Here is a 21,706-nt window from a genome sequence, read left to right on the forward strand (position 1 = left end):
GACTTGCGCGACATTTCAAGTAAAACGACCACCCATCCGGCGCTGATCTTCTGGATCGTCGCCGGGTGGGTCGGGTTCTGCCTTCTGCCCTGGTACGGGATCGAAGACGGTTTCTTCACGTTTGAATGGCTGGTCGATGGCTATCCGTTTGATGAGGATTATGCCCCGGCTGCGTTTTTGATCGCACAGGGCGAAAAGCTGTGGCTGACCCCACTTCTTATTCCGCTCATCACGTCGGTTTTCGCGCTTGGTCGCAAGAAAAGTGACCCGCTCTATGCGAAGATTCTACTCCTGTCCGGCGCGTTCGGCTTTGGCTGGCTTATTGCCCAGGGCTTCGGCATCGGCATCCGAGGCTTCAACTTCGACTGGTTGAACGCCCTGTTCGGCGAGCTTGGCGACCGCCAGTTCGGGATGGGCTATGGCGCCTTGCTGCTCGCCTCGGCCTTTCTGTTTCTGTTCACCCAAGGGATCGCCGCGCGCGGAGCCGTGAATGGGGACGTCTTTGTCGTCAGCGCCATCGGCGGCGTCATCGTCATCGTGACGGTCTTCGTCTTCTTCCCGATTGCCAAGATGCTTCTGGCCGCTTTCATCACTGAAGAGGGTGGATATTCGGCCTCCGTCTTCGCTTCCAAGTTTTTCGATGACCGGCTCTGGAGCCTAAACTGCCTGACGGGCGGTCGCTGCGGAGTCGCCTGGAACTCGCTGTTCCTCGCTGTGCTCGTCGGCCTTTTGACAACGGTTCTTGGACTGGTGTTTGCACTGGTCGTGACGCGCTCGGGCTTTCGCTACAAACGTGCGCTTCGGGCACTGACGGTTCTGCCGATCATCACACCGCCCTTCGTCATCGGCCTTGCTCTGATCCTGCTGTTCGGCCTTTCCGGCACGGTCACTCAATTCGTCGCCGAGTTGCTCGGCATTCAACCAACGCGCTGGCTTTACGGTATGCCCGGCGTCCTCATCGCCCAGACACTCGCCTTCACCCCCATCGCCTTCCTCGTGCTGATCGGCGTCGTTGAAGGCGTGTCACCGTCAATGGAAGAGGCCGCTCAGACTCTACGCGCAAACCGCTGGCAAACCTTCCGCACGGTGTCGCTGCCGCTGATGCGTCCGGGCCTTGCCAACGCGTTCCTCCTCGGCTTCATCGAAAGCATGGCCGACTTCGGTAACCCACTGGTCCTCGGCGGCAACTTCGACGTCCTGTCGACCGAGATTTTCTTCGCCATTGTTGGCGCGCAATACGATCAGGGCCGCGCGGCGGTCCTTGCGATGGTGCTCCTGTTCTTCACGCTCTCGGCGTTTTACGCCCAGCGCATGTGGCTTGGAAAAAAGAGCTACACGACCGTTTCCGGCAAAGGCGACGCCGGCGTCCATCCACTAATGCCCAATGGCCTCGCCATTCCGGTGTTCATCGCGGCAGGCCTCTGGGGTTTGTTCACCGTCGTCGTCTACGGCATGATTCTTTACGGCAGCGTCGTCGAACTTTGGGGCGTGAACAACACACTGACGTTCAAGCATTACGTCACCGCCTTTTCGGTCCGCTTCGAAGAAACCGGCATCCGCTGGACCGGCGCGGCATGGGACAGCTTCTGGACGACGATCTATATCGCCGCCGCCGCCGCCCCGCTCACGGCAATCGTCGGGCTTATCACCGCATACCTGCTTACACGCCAAACCTTCGCGGGCAAAAACGCGTTTGAGTTCGGCACCATGCTCAGCTTCGCGATCCCCGGCACGGTTATCGGCGTGAGCTATATTCTGGCGTTCAACGTACCGCCGATCGAGATCACCGGAACCGGCATCATTCTGGTCGTAAGCTTCATCTTCAGGAACATGCCGGTCGGTGTGCGCGCCGGCATCGCCTCCATGAGCCAGCTCGACAAATCTCTTGATGAAAGCTCACTCACGCTTGGCGCAAACTCGTGGCAAACGTTCCGCAAAGTGATCCTGCCACTTCTGAAACCCGCCATTTTGGCCGCACTGGTCTATAGCTTTGTGCGCGCCATGACCGCGATCTCCGCGGTCATCTTCCTGGTGTCCGCGGAATACGACATGGCAACCAGCTACATCATTGGCCGCGTTGAAAATAACGACTACGGCCTTGCAATTGCCTATTCGACAACGCTGATCTTCGTCATGCTGGCGGCCGTTGGGTTGCTGCAATTGTTGGTCGGGCGCACCAAGATCGGACGCCGCACGCAATTCGGGGCAAAGGAACAGACATGAGCGAAACACTGATAGCCAGCAAGGCCGCTCCGGTCCGCTTTGAAAACGTCACCAAAAGTTTTGGGCGTGATGTCGTCGCGGTAGATAACATCGATCTGCATGTCGAGGCTGGCAAACTCGTCACCCTTCTCGGACCTTCAGGTTGCGGCAAGACCACCACCTTGCGGATGATTGCCGGGTTGGAGATGGCAACCTCGGGGCGCATCCTGATCGGGGATCGCGACGTAACAACTTTGCCCGCAACAGACCGCGACGTGTCGATGGTGTTCCAGTCCTACGCGCTCTTTCCCCACATGAGTGTGCTGGAAAACGTCTCTTACGGCCTGACGTTTTCGGGCTTTTCCAAAGCCGAGACAAAGGCGCGTGCTTTGGCCGGGCTCGAGTTGGTCGGCCTTAAAGGCTTTGACAGCCGCCTGCCAAGCGAATTGTCCGGCGGCCAACAACAACGGGTCGCTGTGGCGCGCGCTTTGGTGCTGGAACCGCAAGTTCTGTTGTTCGACGAACCCTTGTCCAACCTCGACGCCAAACTGCGCCGGCAGGTGCGCGAAGACATCCGCGCAATTCAGCAGGACCTCGGCCTGACCGTCGTCTACGTCACGCACGATCAGGAGGAAGCCCTTGCCGTCTCCGACGAGATCGTCGTGATGCGCAATGCCTCGATTGCGCAGATCGGCACGCCACGCAGCCTATACGACGCTCCGGTCGACCGGTTTGTCGCGGACTTCATCGGCGAAGCGAACATCCTACCTTGTGAAATCGACAGCGTCGATGGCGACATGGCAACCATCGCAATCGAGAATTACCGGCATGTTCTCCCGGCGCGCGGCCTTGCGCCGGGCCCGGCGAAACTGGCGGTGCGGCCGTCTCGTCTGGTGATCGGCGCGGAAAACGGGTTCAAGACGACCATCGCCAAAGCCACCTATGTCGGCGTGCGGATGGAGTACACCTTGGAGGCCAGTTTCGGAACGATGTTCGCGGTCCACGAGGACGTGGACGCTCCGTTCCAAATCGGCGCCGAGGTTACCGTCGGATTTTCGAAGAAAGGCCCGGTGCTGCTGCCCGAAGCCTAGGCCTTCTGGCCAAACGCCGTCTTTGACAAGGTCAGCAGTGGCTCAAAAATCGCTGGCGTGCCAACGACAACACGCCCGCCGTTCCGGATCATGTCGTTCGCATTCTGGTCTTCGACACATCCTCCCGCCTCAGCGACGATCAATTGTCCGGCCAGACAATCCCATGCGTTCATGTGTTCTTCCGAGTATCCCAGAAGGCGTCCCGCGGCGACATAGGCCAAAGACAACGCGCCAGACGCGTTCCGATAGAACATGGACCCCTCATTCACCAAGGAAGTCACAAGACGAACGATGCCCTGATCCTCGACACGGCTTGAATAGCCAATCCCGACGGTGCCTTGCGATAGCCTGCGGTCGTCCGACAGAGTCAAGGCCGCCCCGTTCAGCGTTGCCCCACGCCCCTTCACCGCAACGAAGGTTTCGTTGTTGCAAGGGTCGTGAATGACGCCACACTCGGTCACGCCGTTGCGAACGCCCGCCACAACGACGGTCCAAGCAGGGATCCCGTTGATGAAATTCGTCGTGCCGTCGATGGGATCGATGACCCATGTGAACCCGGACGTGCCAGGCGAGGGTGCATGTTCCTCACCCACAATCGCGTCGTCTGGAAAATTCTCAGAAAGCAGTTTGCGTGTCAGCAATTCCACTTCGCGATCCGCCTGCGAAACAAAATCCTGATGGCCCTTGTGGTCAATTACCAAGCTGGCCTGATTCCGGAAGTATTGCAGCGCCAGGCGTCCTGCCTGTCTGCAAATATCTTCCAAGACTTCAATTCTTTCGGGCATTCAATCTCTTCTCTCAAATGCTGTTCTACTCAAGCGACCATCGCCAGCGCATAGTTGAGTTTGGTCACTTTCGAGTACAATGCAAAGGCCGTTTCGAGAATGAAGCCGTCGCTTGCTGCACGCGCATTAGACTATCGCCGCACAATGATGCCGAGACCTATACATCAGATTGCACTAGCAGTCACTTTTCCATGATGCGCTGACGTAAGCTGCCAATACTTCGCCCTCATGATCCACAGCGCGCTGCAGATTATTTGTCTCGCCGTTGATCTTCGTTGCAAATTGGATGATGTCAGAACTGGGCTTGAAGTCGCGAACTGGGCTGGATTCAATCATCCAGCGAAGATGCTGGACCGCCCTGCCCCCCTCAAGCAGATTTCTTATGTTCAAACCTTCGAAACGCCTACCAGTTCAAGCAGCGTTACATACCGAAAAACCCAGCGCTTGCCGGGGCGGCGACGCTGAACGAGGTATCGCATGTCTTCTATCTCGGCCTTGTTGTGGTCCATTTTGGGCAACACCTCCTTGGACATCGAGACGAAAGACGTTGATAACAACACGCAATGTGTGGTGGCGGAGACGAAGTCCGTCATGTAAAACATTTTAGTCATTGTTTTAAAAAACAAATTTCAGAAACGCAAATCGCACACCACACGATCTACCACACCAAAATCGCGCGAGCGCCAAGATTTGGCAACATCGCGTCGCCTCGACCCTCTTGCGCAGTCACCCACAATATTTTTGATTTGTGGATGCGTGAATTTGACCCCCTCCACCGGTCGGTGGGATTTGGCCAATGAGGGTCTAAATACCCCCCACCCAGATCTTGATAGCCGCTTTACCGCAGACCCGCCGCCCAGTTCCGTTTTCACTGAGGTGTTATTCAAGAGGGGGGGAAGCGTCTCAAAAAGACGAATTGATTGCAAAGCGGACATCTTCCTGTGCACGAGGTGTTCACAAGGTCACTCTTCGTCCATGCCGACCCGTGCTTACACGGTTTTCAGCATTCCGCCATCAACATGGTATGCCGACCCCACAGAGTAGGAAGCACGTGAACTACACAGAAAGACACAAAAGTTCGCGAGTTCCTCTACGCTTCCAAATCGCTTTATGTCGGCATTCTCATTTGCAACTTCCTGCAAGTATGCCTCCCAATCGTCACCCCGCAGTTCCCTGGCCGTATTCTCCCAATCTGGAGTATGGATGAGACCCGGATTGACAGTATTGACCCGAATATTCCGCTTTACCATTTCTGAAGACAGGCACTTGCCGAACATAAGGAGTGCAGCTTTGGTAGTATTGTAGATTGGTTCATACCAAAGTGGTTGAACCGCACAGATCGAGGCGTTCATCAGCATCGCTCCGCCTCCCTTTGCTTCCATCTGATCTGCCAGTCCCCTCGACAGACGTACCGCGGCCATTACATGCAAGTTCCAAAAGTCGAGCCACTTTTCATCAGGAGCATCGGCGACCGTCTCGTTCGAACCAGTACCAGCGTTCGAGACAAAGATGTCCGCGCCGCCGGACGCCGCCGCCGCGTCGATTACCGAGTTGCATCCTTCCATGGTGGAAACGTCGGCTGTCACAGAAGTTGCCTCGACGCCAAATTCCTCGCTAATTGCTCGCGCCGCTTTTTCGACAACGTCCTGTGTGCGGGCGTTCAACAAGACATTTGCACCTTCAGCAGCGAACGCTCGGGCAATTCCAAGACCAATCCCCTTCGAGCCACCCGTGATAACCGCCAGCTTGCCTTCTAATCCCAGATCCATCTCGAACTCCCGCCGTTTATATAGCATTAGACCAAAGACATGCCTTGGCTCAAGCTATGGGACCGACCACATAGTCCCGCAAAGCGGACGTCGATGCGTATCACTGCGAATGACCGCTATGCGGGACTTGTGAGCTTTCGCTGCGTCTGAGCCAAAGTCGGCTCTCTCGCTCGCGGTGTGTCTACACGCGAGGGCGTCACCCCTAGACGCTGCAATACCGCCCTACCCCGCACAAGCAAGTTTCCTCTGACAAAGCGAACAATTGGACTAACTCAAGGCAACACAAATATCGTCCGCTTCATCAAAGCGCCTTCTGCTCCATCAGCTCAACCCAACGGTGGCAGGCAACTTCGTGACCGGTTCCGTCCGCATGTTCCAGCACAGGTTCCTCGGCCTTGCATTTATCAATGACAAACGGACAGCGGGTGTGGAACTTGCAGCCCGGCGGCTGATTTGTCGGTGACGGGATCTCGCCTTCAAGCTTTTGAGCGGATTTTTCGTCGTCGGGATCCAGTGACGGAATCGCCGAAAACAACGCCTTGGTATAAGGATGGCGCGGGGCCTCAAAAAGTTGCCGCGTCGTCGCGCTTTCAACCAAACGACCAAGATACATCACAGCCACATGGTCACATGTATGGGCAACCACAGAAAGATCATGGCTGATGAACAGGAAAGTAATCCCGAGATCGCGTTGCAACTCCTTCAACAAGTTCAACACGTCGGCTTGAATCGACACATCGAGTGCTGCGACACTCTCATCGGCCACCACAAACTTCGGCCCCGACACAAGCGCTCGCGCGATTGAAATCCGCTGGCGCTGCCCCCCGGAAAACGCATGAGGAAACCGCCGCAGATGCTCGAGGTTCAGACGGCACTTCGCAGCAATTTCACGGACACGCTCGTCGGTCTCTTCCCGCGAGCTTGTCAGCCCCATAACTTCCAAAGGTTCGGCGATGATATCGCGCACCGTCATCCGTGGCGAAAGCGCTGCATATGGGTCCTGAAAAATCAGTTGCGCGCGTTTTCGGAAATCCTTGAGCTTAGCGCCATTCAGCGTGGTGAGGTCATACTCCACTTCGCCGTCTTTGTAGGTCGCACTGCCGCCAGTTATCGTAACAGCCTTCAAGAAGGCGCGCCCAAGCGTGGTCTTTCCAGAGCCGCTTTCCCCAACAAGTCCAAAGAATGACCCGCTTTGAATATCGATATCGACGTTGTCCACCGCCTTGAGGATACGCTTATCGAAGAGGCCCTTTCCGATGCTGAAACCAACGGACAGACCTCGGGCGGATATGAGTGTGTCGTCGCTCATGCCACCCCCTCATCTTTATAAATGTGACACGCAACGCGATGCACCGGATTGACTTTGATATCGGGCGGCAAAACCGACATGCAGGCGTCGCCCACAATCTTTGAACAACGCGTGTTGAAAACACACCCAGGTGGACGCTCCAAAGGTGATGGAATGTCCCCTGGGATCGGCAAGAGCGGGTTCTCCAAATCATCAAGCTTCGGCAATGCCGCGATCAGACCTTGGGTGTAGGGATGACGCGGATCGCGGATCACTTCGCGCACGGGACCCTTCTCAATGAGGCGACCCAAATACATGACTGAAACGTAGTCAGCCGTCTGCGCAACGACGCCAAGATCGTGCGTGATAAAGATGATCCCCATGTCGAACTCAGTGACGAGATTTTTCATCAAATCAATCACCTGAGCTTGGATTGTAACGTCCAATGCCGTTGTCGGCTCATCTGCAATCAGAAGTTTGGGCTTGGTCGACAGAGCCATGGCAATCATCGCGCGTTGACGCATGCCTCCCGACAGTTCGAATGCAAATTGATCGACGCGTTTGTGAGGATCAGAGATTCCGACGCGGTCCAACATCTCGATGGAGTGTTTGCGCGCCTGCTCCTTTGACATGTCAGAATGCAGCATCAATTGCTCGACCATCTGTTTTCCAATGGAAATAGCAGGTGCAAAACTGGCCATTGGCTCCTGGAAAATCATCGAGATCGCACCGCCGCGCACCACCTTCATATCCTTGGCCTTGCGCAACGACAGAACATCCACATCGCCCTCATCAGTATGAAGGATGATCTTGGACTCCGGCGAATAAACCGCGTTTTTGGCGTTAAGGTGCATCAATGCCTTGGCCGTCACGGATTTCCCCGATCCGCTCTCTCCGACAAGGCCAATCACTTCACCTTTTCGCAGTCGAAAACTGACGTCTTCAACCGCCGTAATCAGACCTTCATCCGTGCGGAATTTCAGTGTCAGATTCTGAACCGTTATCAGATTGCTCATTTGTTATTGTCCGAATAGGGGTCAGCCGCGTCTCGCAATCCATCGCCCACAAAGACAAATGCCATCACCAGAGCAATGAAAAAGAAGACCGGAATAAAGTACCACTGATAGTTCAAAAGCACGTCAGCGCTGGTCACGTTTTGAAGCATCACGCCGAGGCTGTTGACCGGATCTTTCAGGCCAAGACCAATGAAGCTCAGCGCGGTTTCCGACAAAACCATGTAGGGAAATGAAATCACCAGATCGACGATGATGTAGCTTGTGAAACTCGGCAACAAATGCCGCCGGATCACATGCCCGGAAGAAGCTCCGCAGAGCTGTGCCGCCAAAACATATTCCTGATTTCGTTCGGTCAAAAGATGCGTACGCACTCTTCGCGCCAATGTCGGCCAACCGATCAAACCGAGGATCATGGATATGTAAAAGAACCTCGATTCCGCAGATAACTCAGGGGGCATAAAGGCCGCCACTGCCATGAATAGAGGGATCGCAGGCACCGTTCGAACAGCGTCCGTGATCATCTGCAAAACGCTGTCAATCCAGCCACCGTAATAGCCCGATATCCCCCCTATCACGAGCGCCAGAACGAAGGCGATAAACACCCCAATTGTCCCAACCTGCATCGACGTCAAAATCGCATGCAGCGTGCGCGAGAAGATGTCTTTACCTGTGGCATCGGTCCCAAAGAGATGCACAAAGCCGTCCGGAGCCCCGAAAAGATGAGTGTCCATCGGAATGAAGCCAAAAAGCTTGTATTCCCATCCTTCAACGAAAAAAGACAGGTACTTACGATCATCCGTGTTGATCTTTGTCACCCACCTGAAGTTCGTTTCCATCGACCGCTCGCGCTCAACCCCATAGACGTAGGGCCGCCAACTACATCCGGCATCGTCGCAGAACTGCGGGATTTGCGGTGCACCGTTCGTGTAATCGTCGTTTTTGCCAGCGACCGTCGGATTATAGGGCGACAAGAACGGCGCAAACAATCCCGAGAGCAAAAGAACCACCAACACACTCGCGGCGATCATGGCTGCGCGCTGTTTCTTGAAACGTGCCCAAATCAACTGCCCCTGAGAGGCGGTAAAATAAGCCTCCTTGGACTTCTGATCCGACATTCCTGCGGAGGCGGGGTTTGTGATTTGATCGGTCATGGCGCTTACCTGATAATGCTTTTGCGAACACGCGGGTCCAAGACCGCCAACAAGACATCGGTCAAAAAGTTCAATGTCACGATGGAGGCGGTCAGCAAGAAAATGATGGCCCCGGCCAGTTGCTGATCGTTTGACCGCGCGAGCGCTTCGATCAACAAGGCGCCAGCCTCGGTGAGTGTTAGAATGAGCGCCACAATCGGAAGTTCGTTGAAGATGCGGTTCAAATCAAAACCGAGCGAATTCACAATCGGACCAAGCGCATGCCGCGCCGGATAGCGCCACAAAAGCTTACCGCCCGAAACCCCGCGTGCAGCCGCAGCGGTGACATACAACTTGCCAATCTCGTCAGACATCAAGGCGCGCACTGTCTGCAATGCAAACGCTGTTGCGGACCATCCAAGAATGAAAATAGGCAACCAAGCGTGTGACAACAGATCGACAAACCTGTCCCAACTCCAATCGGCATCTCGGAATTCAGGTGAGAACAGCCCGGTCAAGGTGTTTCCGAAATAGACCGTCGCGAACAGCATAATCATCAACGCCAAAAGGAAGTTCGGAAGCGCCAGACCGAGATAGCTGAACAGACGCAGTGAGTTGTTCAAAAAGGCGCTGGAAGACGCAGCGGCGATAATCCCAACCGGGATGGCAATGGCATATGCCAATGCAAGCGACGCCACACATAGCGCCAAAGAAATCCAAAACTTGTCGCCCAAAAGCTGAGCGATATCCACGCGCAGAATACAGCTATCGCCAAAATCACCCTGAAACGCGCCGGCAATCCAACTGCCCCAACGCTCAAGGAAGGGTCGATCAAGACCGAGGCGCGCGCGCTCGGCTTCAAGTTCATTGGCAATCTGAATGCTGGAACCTTGGGTGTTCTTAAAGGCCAGATACCGCTCGGCGCAGTCACCAGGCACCAGTTCCATCAGAGAAAAGACGACCAAGGACACAATCACCAGCGTTATCAAGGCCATGATTGCACGTGTCATCACGAACTTGGCGAATTGGAGCATCTATCGTCCCTGTCATTAAAACGGCGCGGTTGGTCCGCGTCCTGTTTTGGCTGGTCTTTGTCGTCTGGTTCGGGCGAGACCCCCGCCCGAACCTTGTCTGAGTTTACGCGTGACGGATTATTCGTCCAACCACCACTGTGTCGCCCGATATGGGTACGTACGGTAGTACTCGTAGCTGTGCGTCTTGAACTCGGTGAAGTTCTTCAGATCGTTGTTGTTGATCAAAGGTGCAGGCGCGTTGACCGTACCGATGAAGAACAAGTTCGACGTCATGTTCTCGACCATCCGGTTGCCCAGCATCTTGAACTCATCGCTGCTCTGATCCGCAGACTGGAACGCGTTGATGTCAGCAATCAGCTGTTTGACATCCTCAGGCGGCTCAACGCCAGCAGATCCGTTGCTGTCCACCCACTCGGCCCAGAGCATACCGTTACGGTTGCCGAAGTAGTTCTCGAACGGGGGCACCCACAGCTCGTTATTGCCAAGGACGATTGCCAGCGGCTGTGACTTACGCCACATCGAGACATCGAGCTTGTTGGAGGACTGCGCCGAGCGATACTCGTCCGGTGTCACCTCCTTCACGACAGACTGAATGCCCACGTCGGCCCAGTACTGGCTGACAAGTTCGACCGTCTGGCCGGCGATGCCCTGTGTCGAATAGTTCAGGTTCAACACCAGCTTGTCGCCATTCGGCAGTTCGCGGAAGCCATCACCATCCGTGTCGGCCATACCAAGAGCGTCAAGACGTGCATTGGCACCGGCCTGGTCGAATCCGGCCATATAGTTCTGCCAGTCACCTTCAATAAACTCAGGCATCGGAGAGAAGCCGGTGTATTGCATCGGCGTACCTTGCCCGAAGAAGCCAACTTCGTTGAGTTGCTCGCGGTTGATGGCCAAAGACATCGCTTCACGGAACGATAGATCACCAAAGACCGCACGCTTGGCAGGGTCTTCGTGCGTGACGTTAAAGCCAAAAGCACCAATTGTGATCTCAGGCTTTAGCTGCACCGTGTAGTTGCCGCTCTCCTGGCTCTCCAGAAGAAGAGGTGCCGAGGCAAGCTGCAAGGACTGCGATTTGTAGTCTACTTCCCCATTCACGATCTTGAGGATACGCACCTCATTGTCGTTGATATAGACCTCATCCTGTTCACCGATATATGGTAGCTGCTGGCCCGTCGTGTCCACCTGATGGAAGTAAGGGTTGGCCACAAGGCGGCGCCCTTCAGTGGTGTCAGCAATGTAGATATGGCTCTCAAGTGTTGGGTGAGTGTGCTTGGGCAAGCCGTCTACAAGGTCAGGTTTCGAGAGCATCGGAGTAGGCGTATCCGTCCAGTCCGAATTCCCGTAATAGGCCTTGATCGCGTCATAGCCGTTTTCAAAACCAAGGCTCTGAGCATAGCTGTCCGCATCGGCATTGATATCCGGGTGGAACTGACCAAGGAAGTGCTTCGGCTGGAAGCCCTGACCGAAGTGCGTGGCAAAGTGCGCCAAAAGACCCGGCTTAGGTGCCGGCAAGTTGAAGATCACCGTAACATCGTCCGGTGTGTCGACCGTCATCGTCTCACCACCGACGGTCACGTAGTCTTTCGGATTTTCGAAAATATTGGTGTCGAGCATAAGGTTGTCATGCCAGAAAGCCACGTCAGCCGATGTAAACGGCGCACCGTCTGACCATTTGTGACCTGCGCGCAGCTTAAACGTCAGCTGGGTGAAATCGTCGTTCCACTCCCATGACTTCGCGATGTTCGGCACAATCGTCTGAAGATCATCTGAATAGCGCACGAGGTTCACGTGACGCACGGAAAGGAAGTCCGATGTTCCAGCTTCCGTAGCGTTCGAAAGAACGTTCAAAACGCCTCCGTACTGCCCAACACTATCGTAAGGCACCACAACCAGAGGCTCGGATGGCAAACGATCCGCGACCGGAGCAAGATCGCCATTCCCGACAATTTGGCTGTTCAGGCTTGCGATATCGGGATGCTCAGAGAACTCCATCGTACAGCCAGCGGCTGCCTGAAATTCCATAAGGTCAAACTGCTGCGGATAAGCACCCGCCGCAACGCCGCCCATATCCGCCATCGTGATGGCCGGGCAATTGGCATAGGCTGCCGCCGGAATGGCCAGCACCGCAACGCCGCTTAATAAGATTCGTTTCATTTTGTCTCCCAGTTTACGAAGTAGTTATCGTTTTTTGTGTCAGCGGATTCACGCGAAACGCAGACCGCCTCCAGATCGCTTGAAGCAAGCGGCGTTTTCGCCGTCTTGCAATTTGAAGTGAGAAGAATTCTTTTCACCCGCTTGTCGTCCCCCAAGACTGCTAACCATCAGGACAACGTCGCTGCGCGCTTTGAAAGCGCCTAGCTCTTGTATCTCTATCATAAGCTTGCACTTTCTCGTAAAACTTTTGCAACATTCAAACTCGTTTTATCGCCTGAAGCATGCCGCGGAGCGGTTTTTACACCGGCGGCACTGACCATGGTTTGCGCAAACCGACCGCCAGGATTGGACATGCGATGATCAAGCATGCTCTGCGAAAGCATCAGCATTTTTTCTGCCGATTGAGGGTCATCCGCGATGTTGCGCGCCTCACCTTCATCCGTGTGATCAAACAGGATTGCGGGCAATCCACCATTGAAATGAACAAGGCTGTGAGTGCCATCACGCAAGATCGCAAGATTTGCCTCAGACGCTCCCAAGCCAAGGCTAACTTGTACATTCGTCGCCTCAATCGGATCGCCAAAATCCAGCTCCGAAAAAGAGTGACTCCGCCAGTCTGTCGGCACGTCACCATCAAGGAAAACTCCGAGATCGCGACCGTCCATCGTATCCGGCGGCATAACCCCGATCCTGCTCAAAATCGTCGGCGTGAGGTCTATTGATTCGGTTGGCTGAACCACATCTCTGCCGTGGCCATTTGGCTTTCGAGGATCACGGATAATGAGCGGCGTATGAAAGGCAGAGTTCAGATAGCTTGACTTGCCCCAGCACCCCTGATCACCCAACGTCTCGCCATGATCGGCCGTGATGACGATCATCGTATCGTCAAACTGTCCGGTATCTTTCAGGAAGCTCAGCAATCGACCAACGTGATGATCCACTTCGCTGGCCAGACCCAAATACAGAGCTCTGAGTTTGGCTGTGGTTTCCTCACTATCCGGCAAATCAGGCAAGCCCTGCACACAACTCGCCGCGGTTTTGCTCTGCCTTGTCGCGTCAAGAAATGGATGCTCCACACTCACGCTTTCGGGCCTGGGGAGAGATGCCGGATCATACATGCGATTGTAAGGCTCAGGCGCAACGAAGGGCGGATGCGGGCGAATATACGTCACTTGCGCAAACCATCCCGGTGGACGAACGGCCAAATCGCGAAGAACACAATCCGTCAAAAAAGCTGTGTCGCTGTCCTCGGCTCGATAAAATGCGGGATCACAAGGATCACTCCCTTGAGGCGCATAAAATAATGAGTAGTCAGGCAGGTCATAGTCTTTCGATTTCAGATAGGCTCTCCAGGGAAAACTCTCATCAAGGCGCATTTCGACCAACTCATCAAAGCCCGCCGCTACTGCTTCGTAAGTGTGGATGTCCGGATCATTAGGGTGATGCTGGCGTGGATCTCGCGCGATATCGGTATATCCAAATAGCATCGGACGATACCCCGCCCGCCGCGCTTCTGTTCCCAATGTTGGGGTATCATGCGGTAATGGCGTGCCGTTACGCACGGATCCATGGTTCATCGCATATTGCCCGGTGAGAATAGACGCCCGGGAAGGCCCGCACGGATTGCACACCGAGTAATGATTGAGAAATGTGACAGCGTCAGCCCGCAAAGCCTGCAAATTCGGTAGATCGACGTGGTCGGCCAAAGCGCCCGTAAGGCAATCCGCGCGAAGCTGATCTATTACAACAAACAGAATATTCGGACGGTCCGTCACGTCGACAGCGTTCCCCAGTTCCCGTATTCCCCTGGACGAGCAAATCCGCTTTTCAGCGATGTGGCAAGTGTCATGGTCGCATTTTGCGAACTCTTTTGAAAAACAACGCCGTCTGCCGGATTACTGCGCAATACCTTTGCAGATCCGACTAAAGAGGGCCAATGCTGCGCAAAAATGCACGAATAACCGGCACGTCGGTGCGCATCGACAAATGAACCAAGGTCTCAGTCATCGCGATATCAGTCCCTTGGATGGACACCCGCTCCAACCGATCATCATGCCCAAACTCAGCTTCGCTGACAAATCCCAGCCCTGCCCCGGACGCTACCACTTCGCGCATCGCCTCACGCCCATCGACCTCTATCACCGGTCGCAAAGTCACCTTCCGCTTTTTGGCGACGTCTTCAAGAATAAGCCTCGTGTATGAGCCGTTCTCCCGAAAAACGAGAGGATAGTCAGGTAAGTCGTCAAGACTGATCGCGTGGGTTCCCTTGGGCAGGAAACCTTTGGCCGCAACAGCAATAATCGGGGACTGACCCAGCCGATAACTCTGAAGATCAGGACCAGAATCCAGATTTCCAACGATACCAATTTCAGCCTCATAGTTGCGCAACTTCGACAAGATGGCCGCCGTGTTCCCGCTTTCGATCGTCACAAAAACCTTTGGATACTCCGAGCGAAACTGGCTGAGCGCGTCTGTAATGTGGATCGCAGAATCCGCCACAATCCTCAGCTTGCCCTGAACCGCAGCCCGCGCGCGGCCAAGATAATCGCCAATCCCGTCTTCAAGCTCGAAGAACTGGTTTGTCATCCGAAATAAACCCTCACCCGCCTCAGTGAGACGAACTTGTCGGTGTTCACGGCGGAACAGCAAAGTATCGTGCGTCTGCTCCAATTTTCGCACCTGATCCGACAGCGCAGGCTGGGTCTGATTGAGAGCCTCCGCCGCCCGCGAAAACCCGCCATACAAGGCGACAAAGTGAAAGGCGCGAAGTTGGCTATAGCGCATGGCGCTCTCCATACAAAAAAATTATAGATCAATATAAAATGAAAATTTTACATATGCGTCAAGCCGGCCCATCTAAGCGGTATCCGCAACAAGAGGTCACCTCTATGCCTGCACCCTTGCCGCCCCCGAAATTGGGTGAACCCTACCTTCTCACGCCTGGGCCGCTCACAACCTCTTTTGGCGTTAAAGAAGCCATGTTGAAGGACTGGGGAAGCTGGGACGATGATTTCCGCGCTTTGACGCGCGAGATACGCGCCGGGATACTCGACCTCATCGGCCCGGGCGCTGAGGCCTACGACTGCGTGCCGATCCAAGGGTCCGGTTCATATTGCGTCGAAGCGATGCTCGGAACCTTCGTGCCAAAAGACGGAAAAGTTCTGGTGCTCGCCAACGGCGCCTACGGCCTGCGCGCGGCACAGACTATGACCTACCTGAACCGCGCCCACACCTTGATCGACAAAGGCGATTATCTCCCTCCGCGCGGCGATGACGTCGCACACGCTCTGGCCGAAGATCCTGCGATAACTCATGTATTGGCGATTCATTGCGAAACAAGCTCCGGCATCTTGAACCCGATTGACGAGATCGCCGAGGCAACCCACGCGGCAGGACGCAAACTTCTGATCGACAGCATGTCCGCCTTTGGCGGCGTGCCCATGGACTTGGCCACGCTGCGCTACACGGCAATGGTGTCCTCCGCCAATAAATGCATCGAAGGCGTGCCGGGATTCGGATTTGTGATAGCGCGCACCAGCGAACTTGAAGCCGCAAAAGGCAACTGTCATTCGCTCAGCCTCGACGTGGAAGCCCAATGGTCAACAATGAGCAAAACTGGCCAATGGCGCTTCACGCCGCCAACCCATGTCGTGGCGGCATTCCGCGAGGCTCTAAGAGCACACGCTCAGGAAGGCGGCGTCGAAGGTCGCGCTGCGCGCTATTCAAACAACCGAGATGCTCTTGTCACTGGAATGCGCGCACTTGGATTCGAAACCTTGCTCGATGACCGTTGGCTCAGCCCGATCATCGTGACGTTCTTCTGTCCGGCTGACCCGGCATTTCAATTTTCTCAGTTCTACGATCTGATGAAATCCAAGGGGTTCATCATCTATCCCGGCAAACTCACAGTTGTTGATAGCTTCCGCATCGGCTGTATCGGCCAGATGGATGCTCACGTTATGAACCTTGTGGTGGAAGCCGCGCGTGACGCTCTATCTGACATGGGAGTGGTCAGCGCCGCCCCACCCGCCATCGCTTTGAACGAACGCAAGAAACTTGCCGCATTATAAGGACCGAACCAACATGCCGATCACCAACGAGGTCGTCGCCAACGAGCGCACCTACGCAGTCCCCAAAACCTGCGCGATTGCTATTTGCTTAGACGGCTGCGAGCCCGAATACTTGGAAGTCGCCATCGCCGAAGGTCTGATGCCGACGTTAAAACGCATTCGCGAAACCGGAACGGACCGATTGGCACATTCCGTAATCCCGAGCTTCACCAACCCCAACAACATGTCCATTGCCACGGGCCGCCCACCAGCAGTGCACGGAATTTGCGGTAACTTCCTCTTTGATCCCGATACCGGCGAAGAGGTGATGATGAATGACGTACGCTTCCTGCGCGCGCCAACCCTTTTCTCAAAATACTACGAAGCGGGCGCAAGGGTGGCTGTGGTCACGGCCAAAGACAAACTGCGCGCGCTCTTAGGGGCCGGTCTCAGCTTTGACGACGACCGGGCGATTGCGTTTTCCTCGGAGCGCGCAGCCGAGACTACGAAGTCCGAGCACGGCATCGACAACGCCAGCGCATGGCTCGGAATGGACGTCCCCGAAGTGTATTCAGCCGAACTTTCCGAATTCGTCTTCGCCGCTGGTGTAAAGCTTCTCAAAGAATGGAACCCCGACGTGATGTATCTGTCGACCACAGATTACATCCAGCACAAGTTCGCCCCCGATGAGCAAGGCGCCAAAGACTTCTACGCCATGTTCGATCGCTACCTCGCCGAGCTCGACGCAATGGGCGCGGCCATCGTGGTAACCGCCGACCACGGCATGAAACCCAAACACGACGCCAACGGCGACCCCGCCGTGATCTATGTCCAAGACTTGCTCGATGCGTGGCTGGGCAAAGCCGCCGCCCGCGTGATCCTGCCCATCACTGACCCCTACGTGGTCCACCACGGTGCCTTGGGCAGCTTTGCCACAGCCTACTTGCCCTCCCAGGCCGATCAAGCCGACATCATCGCCCGCCTCAAAGCGCTTCCCGAAATGCTCGAAGTGCTTACCAAAGAAGAGGCAATCGAACGCTTTGAACTCCCCGGAGATCGCATCGGCGATATTGTCATGGTCTCCACCGAGAACATGACCATCGGCACCTCGGCCCACCGCCACGATCTCGCCGCCCTTAAAGAGCCATTGCGCTCGCACGGCGGCTTGACCGAACAGGCCGTCCCTTTCATCGTTAACCGGAAGATCGACCTGCCAACCGCACCGACCCTTCGAAATTTTGATGCGTTCTATTACGCAGCACAAGCAGCAGCACTGGAAGAGCAAGACGCATGAACAAAATGGACAAAACAGACATTCGTCACGAAGGAATGCGCATCGGCGGTGAAGTTGTTTTCACCGACAAAGTCATCAACGTGCACTACCCCTACACCGACGAAGTGATCGGCACTGTGCCCGCCGGGACCGCTGAGCACGCCGCCAAAGCCTTCGAGATCGCCGCAAACTACAAGTCCAAACTCAGCCGCTACGAGCGCAGCCAAATCCTTCAGCGCGCCGGTGAACTGATCGGCGAAAAGCGCGAGTTCTTGGCGAAATGGCTCACGCTGGAACTGGGCATTTGCCACCAACACGCAATCTACGAAACCAAGCGCGCGCAGGACGTTTACCAATTCGCGGCCGCTCAGGCGATGAACGACGATGGCGAGATCTTCTCCTGTGACCTGACCCACAACGGCAAAGAGCGCAAGATTTTCACCAAACGCGAACCCGTAAGGGCCATCTCGGCGATCACCCCCTTCAATCACCCGCTGAACATGGTCAGCCACAAAATCGCACCCTCTATCGCGACGAACAATTGCATGGTGTGCAAACCAACCGAGTTGACCCCCCTCACGGCGATTGCCTTGGCCGACATCCTCTACGAGGCCGGTCTGCCGCCCGAGATGTTCCAGATCGTCACCGGATTGCCCGAAGATATCGGCGACGAGATGATCACCAACAAAAACATCGACATCATCACCTTCACCGGCGGTGTGCCCGTTGGCAAAATCATCGCAAATAAAGCCGGCTACAAGCGTCAGGCACTCGAGCTTGGCGGCAACGACCCTCTCATTGTGTGCAATGACCTGAGCGACGCCGACCTCGACAAGGCAGCAACGATTGCCGTTGCGGGCGCAACTGGTAACTCAGGCCAGCGTTGCACCGCTGTGAAGCGCATTCTTGTCCAAGAAAGCGTCGCGGACAAATTCGTCCCGCTCGTTTTGGAGAAGGCCAAGAAAATCAAGTTCGGCGACCCGCAAGACCCAGCGACGGAACTCGGCTGTGTTATCCACGCTGCCGCGGCGGAGCTCTTTGAAAAACGCGTCTTTATGGCAGAAAGTGACGGCGCAGAGATTCTCTATCACCCGGGCCGCAACGGCGCTCTTTTGCCGCCGATTGTGGTCGACAAGGTGCCTCACAATAGCGAATTGGTGATGGAAGAAACCTTTGGACCCATCATCCCAATCGTGCGCGTTCCAGACGACGACGCCGAAGTAATGCGGATCTCCAATTCCACCGAATTTGGATTGTCCTCGGGCGTCTGCACCAATGACCTGAACCGTGCCATTGCCTACATCAACGGCTTGGATGTCGGCACCTGCAATATCTGGGAGCAGCCCGGATACCGCATTGAGATGTCTCCTTTCGGAGGGATCAAGGACAGTGGCAACGGTGTGAAAGAAGGCGTTATAGAAGCGATGAAATTCTTCACGAACGTGAAGACCTATTCGCTGCCATGGCCAAACTAGAGTGCGCTTTTTCTTCAAAAAACCACTGCCTCCGGCGGGGATACTTTGAAACAAGAGAACGATGAAATCGGCCACCACACAGAGGGCGAGGCCAATACAAGCGCCGCGCGCGCGGCTTGGGCTGCGCGCGAGACTCACGCACCAACGCAACGCCTCTTGGCGCGGGATTCGGACGCGTTTCTGCATCAGTCCTTGTCGTCTCCATGCGTTGCCACAATCGCCAAGGCTGAGGGCATCTGGGTCGAGGACACCGCCGGTCGGCGCTACATGGATTTCCATGGAAATTCGGTGCACCACATCGGTTACGGTCACCCTCGCCTAATTGCGGCTATCACGGCCCAGCTGAACGAACTGCCATTTTCTCCCCGTCGCTTTACAAATGACGTTTCGGTTGAACTGGCAGAACGCTTGGGGCAGTTGGCACCCGGCGATCTGAACAAAGTCTTGTTCACCACCGGCGGCTCGGACGCCAACGAAGTCGCGCTCAAGATCGCCCGCGCAGCCACCGGGCGCTTCAAAACTCTGAGCTTTTGGGACGCCTTTCACGGTGCGGGTTTTGGCTCCGCCTCTGTCGGCGGCGAAGCCACGTTTCGTAGTCATATCGCCGGTCCAATGATGCCAGGTGCCGAACACGTGGCGCCGTTTCATTGCTACCACTGCGCTTACGGCCACCCCGGACCAAAGGCCTGCGGATTGGCTTGCGCCAAAATGGTCGACTATGTTCTTGGCCGCGAAGGCGATGTTGCGGCCGTGATCGCCGAACCGATGCGGGCCGTTCCCGTAGTGCCTCCTCCCGGATATTGGAAGGCCGTACGCGATGCCTGCCATCGCCACGGAGCGCTTCTCATTATGGACGAAATTCCAACGGGATTGGGCAAGACAGGTCGTTTCTTTGCCTTTGACCATGACGACATCATTCCGGACATTGTGACGCTCGGAAAAGCGCTTGGAGGCGGCGTCTTGCCAATTGCGTCCGTGATTGCTCGCAACGATCTGGATGTTTGCGGTGATTTCGCAATCGGCCACTACACGCACGAAAAGAACCCCGTCACTGCACGGGCGGCGCTCACCACATTGGATATCATCGAAGACGAAAACCTGGTGGAGCGCTCCAATCACTTGGGACGCAAAGCAATGGACCGGCTACAGGACGCCCTCGGGGATCACCCGGCCGTTGGCGACATCCGAGGACGCGGCCTGATGTTCGGAGTTGAGATTGTCAAAGACCGCGACACACGCGAACCCGACAATCAAACGGCTGAGAAGATTTACTATGCCTGTCTGGGACAGGGCTTGAGCTTCAAAATCAGCTCCGGTTCCGTACTGACGCTTTCTCCACCACTGACAATCGCGCAGGAAGACTTGGACCGCGCCCTTGGCATTGTCGAAACAGCAATCCGCGATGTCGCGGCGTGAAGATCGTTCGCACAGACTCAGAATTGTGCACGCCGCATTTGGACGCTGAGCTTCGAAAAGCTGGCCACGACCTGACGTTGTTACCGGACGGTATCAGCGAAAGCGATCTCTGCCGCGCTGTCGCGCAAGCTGATCTTTTGCTCATGTGCTATCAGCCGATCACGTCGGCTGTCATCGCGGCTGCAAAGAACTTGAAGGGCATCGTCAAGTACGGTGTCGGGATCGACGCAATTGACATCCCCTCCGCCATCGCGCGCGGTATTCCCGTGGTTAATATCCCGGAATACGCGGAAGAAACTGTGGCCGAGGGTGCGTTCACGATGATGCTCTCCTTGGCCAAACGCGTGCCCGCTTTGCACCACCAAATGCAGACGAAAGGCTGGGCTTGGCCCGAAGAGCGCTGGCTTGCCCGCGACCTCGCCGAGAGCACGGTTGGCATCATTGGCCTCGGTCGGATCGGACGCTCCATGGCGCGAATGGCGGGTGCCGGGTTCCGTGCCAACGTCATCGGCTACAGCCCGCACACAGAGCAAAGCGTGTTTGACGCGGCCGGTGTAACGCGATGCGAAAAGCTCGACGAACTGCTGGCTCAAAGCGACTTCGTCTCAATCCATTCTGTCCTGAACGACGAAACCTACCATCTCATCGACACCGACGCCTTCAAAGCAATGAAGCCAAGCGCCTACCTGATAAACGTCTCACGCGGCGCGATTGTCGACGAACAAGCCTTGATCCAAGCGCTGGATAAAAACGAGATTGCCGGAGCAGGCCTTGATGTTTTCAGTGCCGAACCGCTGGCCTTGAACGACCATCCATTGAGCCCGCTCTTTGGCCGCGACAACGTTATCCTGAGCCCGCACCTGACTTTCTATACAACCGAAGCAATGCACCGGCTCGAAGCCGAAACACTTGAGCGCTGCTTCGAAATATTGGACGGACGCCCCGTGCAAGTAGCGTCGCAGGACCCGCGCTTACGCGCCCAAAGCACCAACGTTCGCTTTCGCGACTGACGCAAAACCCT

At 55.7% G+C, this 21,706-nt stretch carries 17 protein-coding genes; 7 read left to right on the forward strand and 10 right to left on the reverse strand.

The annotated features are described in order from the left end of the window. Positions 1–3 precede the first annotated feature (3 nt). Positions 4–2,223, forward strand: coding sequence for an ABC transporter permease (locus tag BOA8489_RS09135; protein WP_093973717.1), 2,220 nt, complete (start codon positions 4–6; stop codon positions 2,221–2,223). Beyond that, positions 2,220–3,293: an ABC transporter ATP-binding protein gene (locus BOA8489_RS09140; RefSeq protein ID WP_093973718.1), complete on the forward strand. Its 1,074-nt coding sequence runs from the start codon at positions 2,220–2,222 to the stop codon at positions 3,291–3,293. The genes BOA8489_RS09135 and BOA8489_RS09140 overlap by 4 nt, the downstream gene beginning before the upstream one ends. Here BOA8489_RS09140 and BOA8489_RS09145 read toward each other — a convergent pair. The 10 genes from BOA8489_RS09145 to BOA8489_RS09195 form a co-directional block, all read right to left on the reverse strand. Continuing rightward, entirely contained in the window at positions 3,290–4,078 is a 789-nt protein-coding gene (locus tag BOA8489_RS09145) for an inositol monophosphatase family protein (RefSeq protein ID WP_093973719.1), read from the reverse strand. The genes BOA8489_RS09140 and BOA8489_RS09145 overlap by 4 nt on opposite strands. 386 nt (positions 4,079–4,464) lie before the next feature. Continuing rightward, positions 4,465–4,671, reverse strand: coding sequence for a hypothetical protein (locus BOA8489_RS09155; RefSeq protein ID WP_141138264.1), 207 nt, complete (start codon positions 4,669–4,671; stop codon positions 4,465–4,467). 396 nt (positions 4,672–5,067) lie between these two features. Further along, positions 5,068–5,847, reverse strand: coding sequence for an SDR family NAD(P)-dependent oxidoreductase (locus BOA8489_RS09160; protein ID WP_093973808.1), 780 nt, complete (start codon positions 5,845–5,847; stop codon positions 5,068–5,070). A 301-nt stretch (positions 5,848–6,148) separates the two neighbouring features. Beyond that, the gene (locus BOA8489_RS09165) at positions 6,149–7,156 is read right to left on the reverse strand and encodes an ABC transporter ATP-binding protein (protein WP_093973722.1); all 1,008 of its coding nucleotides are present in this window, start codon (positions 7,154–7,156) and stop codon (positions 6,149–6,151) included. Beyond that, positions 7,153–8,151: an ABC transporter ATP-binding protein gene (locus BOA8489_RS09170; RefSeq protein WP_093973723.1), complete on the reverse strand. Its 999-nt coding sequence runs from the start codon at positions 8,149–8,151 to the stop codon at positions 7,153–7,155. Before BOA8489_RS09170 ends, BOA8489_RS09165 begins: the two co-directional genes overlap by 4 nt. Then, a complete protein-coding gene (locus tag BOA8489_RS09175) occupies positions 8,148–9,302 on the reverse strand; it encodes an ABC transporter permease (protein ID WP_093973724.1) in 1,155 nt (384 codons plus the stop codon). Before BOA8489_RS09175 ends, BOA8489_RS09170 begins: the two co-directional genes overlap by 4 nt. A 5-nt stretch (positions 9,303–9,307) precedes the next feature. Then, a complete protein-coding gene (locus BOA8489_RS09180; RefSeq protein WP_093973725.1) occupies positions 9,308–10,315 on the reverse strand; it encodes an ABC transporter permease in 1,008 nt (335 codons plus the stop codon). A gap of 117 nt (positions 10,316–10,432) precedes the next feature. Further along, positions 10,433–12,472, reverse strand: a complete 2,040-nt coding sequence (locus BOA8489_RS09185) for an ABC transporter substrate-binding protein (protein ID WP_093973726.1) — start codon at positions 12,470–12,472, stop codon at positions 10,433–10,435. Positions 12,473–12,690: 218 nt separating this feature from the next. Beyond that, positions 12,691–14,247, reverse strand: coding sequence for a sulfatase-like hydrolase/transferase (locus tag BOA8489_RS09190; protein ID WP_093973727.1), 1,557 nt, complete (start codon positions 14,245–14,247; stop codon positions 12,691–12,693). A 148-nt stretch (positions 14,248–14,395) separates the two neighbouring features. After that, a complete protein-coding gene (locus tag BOA8489_RS09195; RefSeq protein ID WP_093973728.1) occupies positions 14,396–15,256 on the reverse strand; it encodes a LysR substrate-binding domain-containing protein in 861 nt (286 codons plus the stop codon). 104 nt (positions 15,257–15,360) lie between these two features. Between BOA8489_RS09195 and BOA8489_RS09200 the strand changes: the two genes are divergently transcribed. From BOA8489_RS09200 to BOA8489_RS09220, 5 genes are read left to right on the forward strand one after another with little or no spacing between them, the layout of a single operon-like run. Next, complete coding sequence (locus BOA8489_RS09200; protein WP_093973809.1) at positions 15,361–16,542, forward strand: 2-aminoethylphosphonate--pyruvate transaminase; 1,182 nt, start codon at positions 15,361–15,363, stop codon at positions 16,540–16,542. 13 nt (positions 16,543–16,555) lie between these two features. Continuing rightward, positions 16,556–17,815: a phosphonoacetate hydrolase gene (phnA, locus tag BOA8489_RS09205; protein WP_093973729.1), complete on the forward strand. Its 1,260-nt coding sequence runs from the start codon at positions 16,556–16,558 to the stop codon at positions 17,813–17,815. Further along, positions 17,812–19,269: a phosphonoacetaldehyde dehydrogenase gene (gene phnY / locus BOA8489_RS09210; RefSeq protein WP_245813755.1), complete on the forward strand. Its 1,458-nt coding sequence runs from the start codon at positions 17,812–17,814 to the stop codon at positions 19,267–19,269. The genes phnA and phnY overlap by 4 nt, the downstream gene beginning before the upstream one ends. 45 nt (positions 19,270–19,314) lie before the next feature. After that, positions 19,315–20,685: a (R)-1-hydroxy-2-aminoethylphosphonate ammonia-lyase gene (pbfA, locus tag BOA8489_RS09215; RefSeq protein WP_093973730.1), complete on the forward strand. Its 1,371-nt coding sequence runs from the start codon at positions 19,315–19,317 to the stop codon at positions 20,683–20,685. Then, positions 20,682–21,695, forward strand: coding sequence for a 2-hydroxyacid dehydrogenase (locus tag BOA8489_RS09220; protein WP_093973731.1), 1,014 nt, complete (start codon positions 20,682–20,684; stop codon positions 21,693–21,695). The genes pbfA and BOA8489_RS09220 overlap by 4 nt, the downstream gene beginning before the upstream one ends. Positions 21,696–21,706: the final 11 nt, after the last annotated feature.

This window comes from Boseongicola aestuarii (genome assembly GCF_900184815.1).
Taxonomy (GTDB): Bacteria; Pseudomonadota; Alphaproteobacteria; order Rhodobacterales; family Rhodobacteraceae; genus Boseongicola; species Boseongicola aestuarii.

Excerpts from the sequence above, each read along its gene's own strand:
- BOA8489_RS09140 (WP_093973718.1), top strand. The coding sequence starts at position 2,220 with ATGAGCGAAACACTGATAGCCAGCAAGGCCGCTCCGGTCCGCTTTGAA.
- BOA8489_RS09155 (WP_141138264.1), bottom strand. The coding sequence starts at position 4,671 with ATGACGGACTTCGTCTCCGCCACCACACATTGCGTGTTGTTATCAACG.
- BOA8489_RS09145 (WP_093973719.1), bottom strand. The coding sequence starts at position 4,078 with ATGCCCGAAAGAATTGAAGTCTTGGAAGATATTTGCAGACAGGCAGGA.
- phnY (WP_245813755.1), top strand. The coding sequence starts at position 17,812 with ATGAACAAAATGGACAAAACAGACATTCGTCACGAAGGAATGCGCATC.
- BOA8489_RS09185 (WP_093973726.1), bottom strand. The coding sequence starts at position 12,472 with ATGAAACGAATCTTATTAAGCGGCGTTGCGGTGCTGGCCATTCCGGCG.
- BOA8489_RS09170 (WP_093973723.1), bottom strand. The coding sequence starts at position 8,151 with ATGAGCAATCTGATAACGGTTCAGAATCTGACACTGAAATTCCGCACG.
- phnA (WP_093973729.1), top strand. The coding sequence starts at position 16,556 with ATGCCGATCACCAACGAGGTCGTCGCCAACGAGCGCACCTACGCAGTC.
- BOA8489_RS09175 (WP_093973724.1), bottom strand. The coding sequence starts at position 9,302 with ATGACCGATCAAATCACAAACCCCGCCTCCGCAGGAATGTCGGATCAG.
- BOA8489_RS09200 (WP_093973809.1), top strand. The coding sequence starts at position 15,361 with ATGCCTGCACCCTTGCCGCCCCCGAAATTGGGTGAACCCTACCTTCTC.
- BOA8489_RS09195 (WP_093973728.1), bottom strand. The coding sequence starts at position 15,256 with ATGCGCTATAGCCAACTTCGCGCCTTTCACTTTGTCGCCTTGTATGGC.
- BOA8489_RS09160 (WP_093973808.1), bottom strand. The coding sequence starts at position 5,847 with ATGGATCTGGGATTAGAAGGCAAGCTGGCGGTTATCACGGGTGGCTCG.
- BOA8489_RS09180 (WP_093973725.1), bottom strand. The coding sequence starts at position 10,315 with ATGCTCCAATTCGCCAAGTTCGTGATGACACGTGCAATCATGGCCTTG.
- BOA8489_RS09165 (WP_093973722.1), bottom strand. The coding sequence starts at position 7,156 with ATGAGCGACGACACACTCATATCCGCCCGAGGTCTGTCCGTTGGTTTC.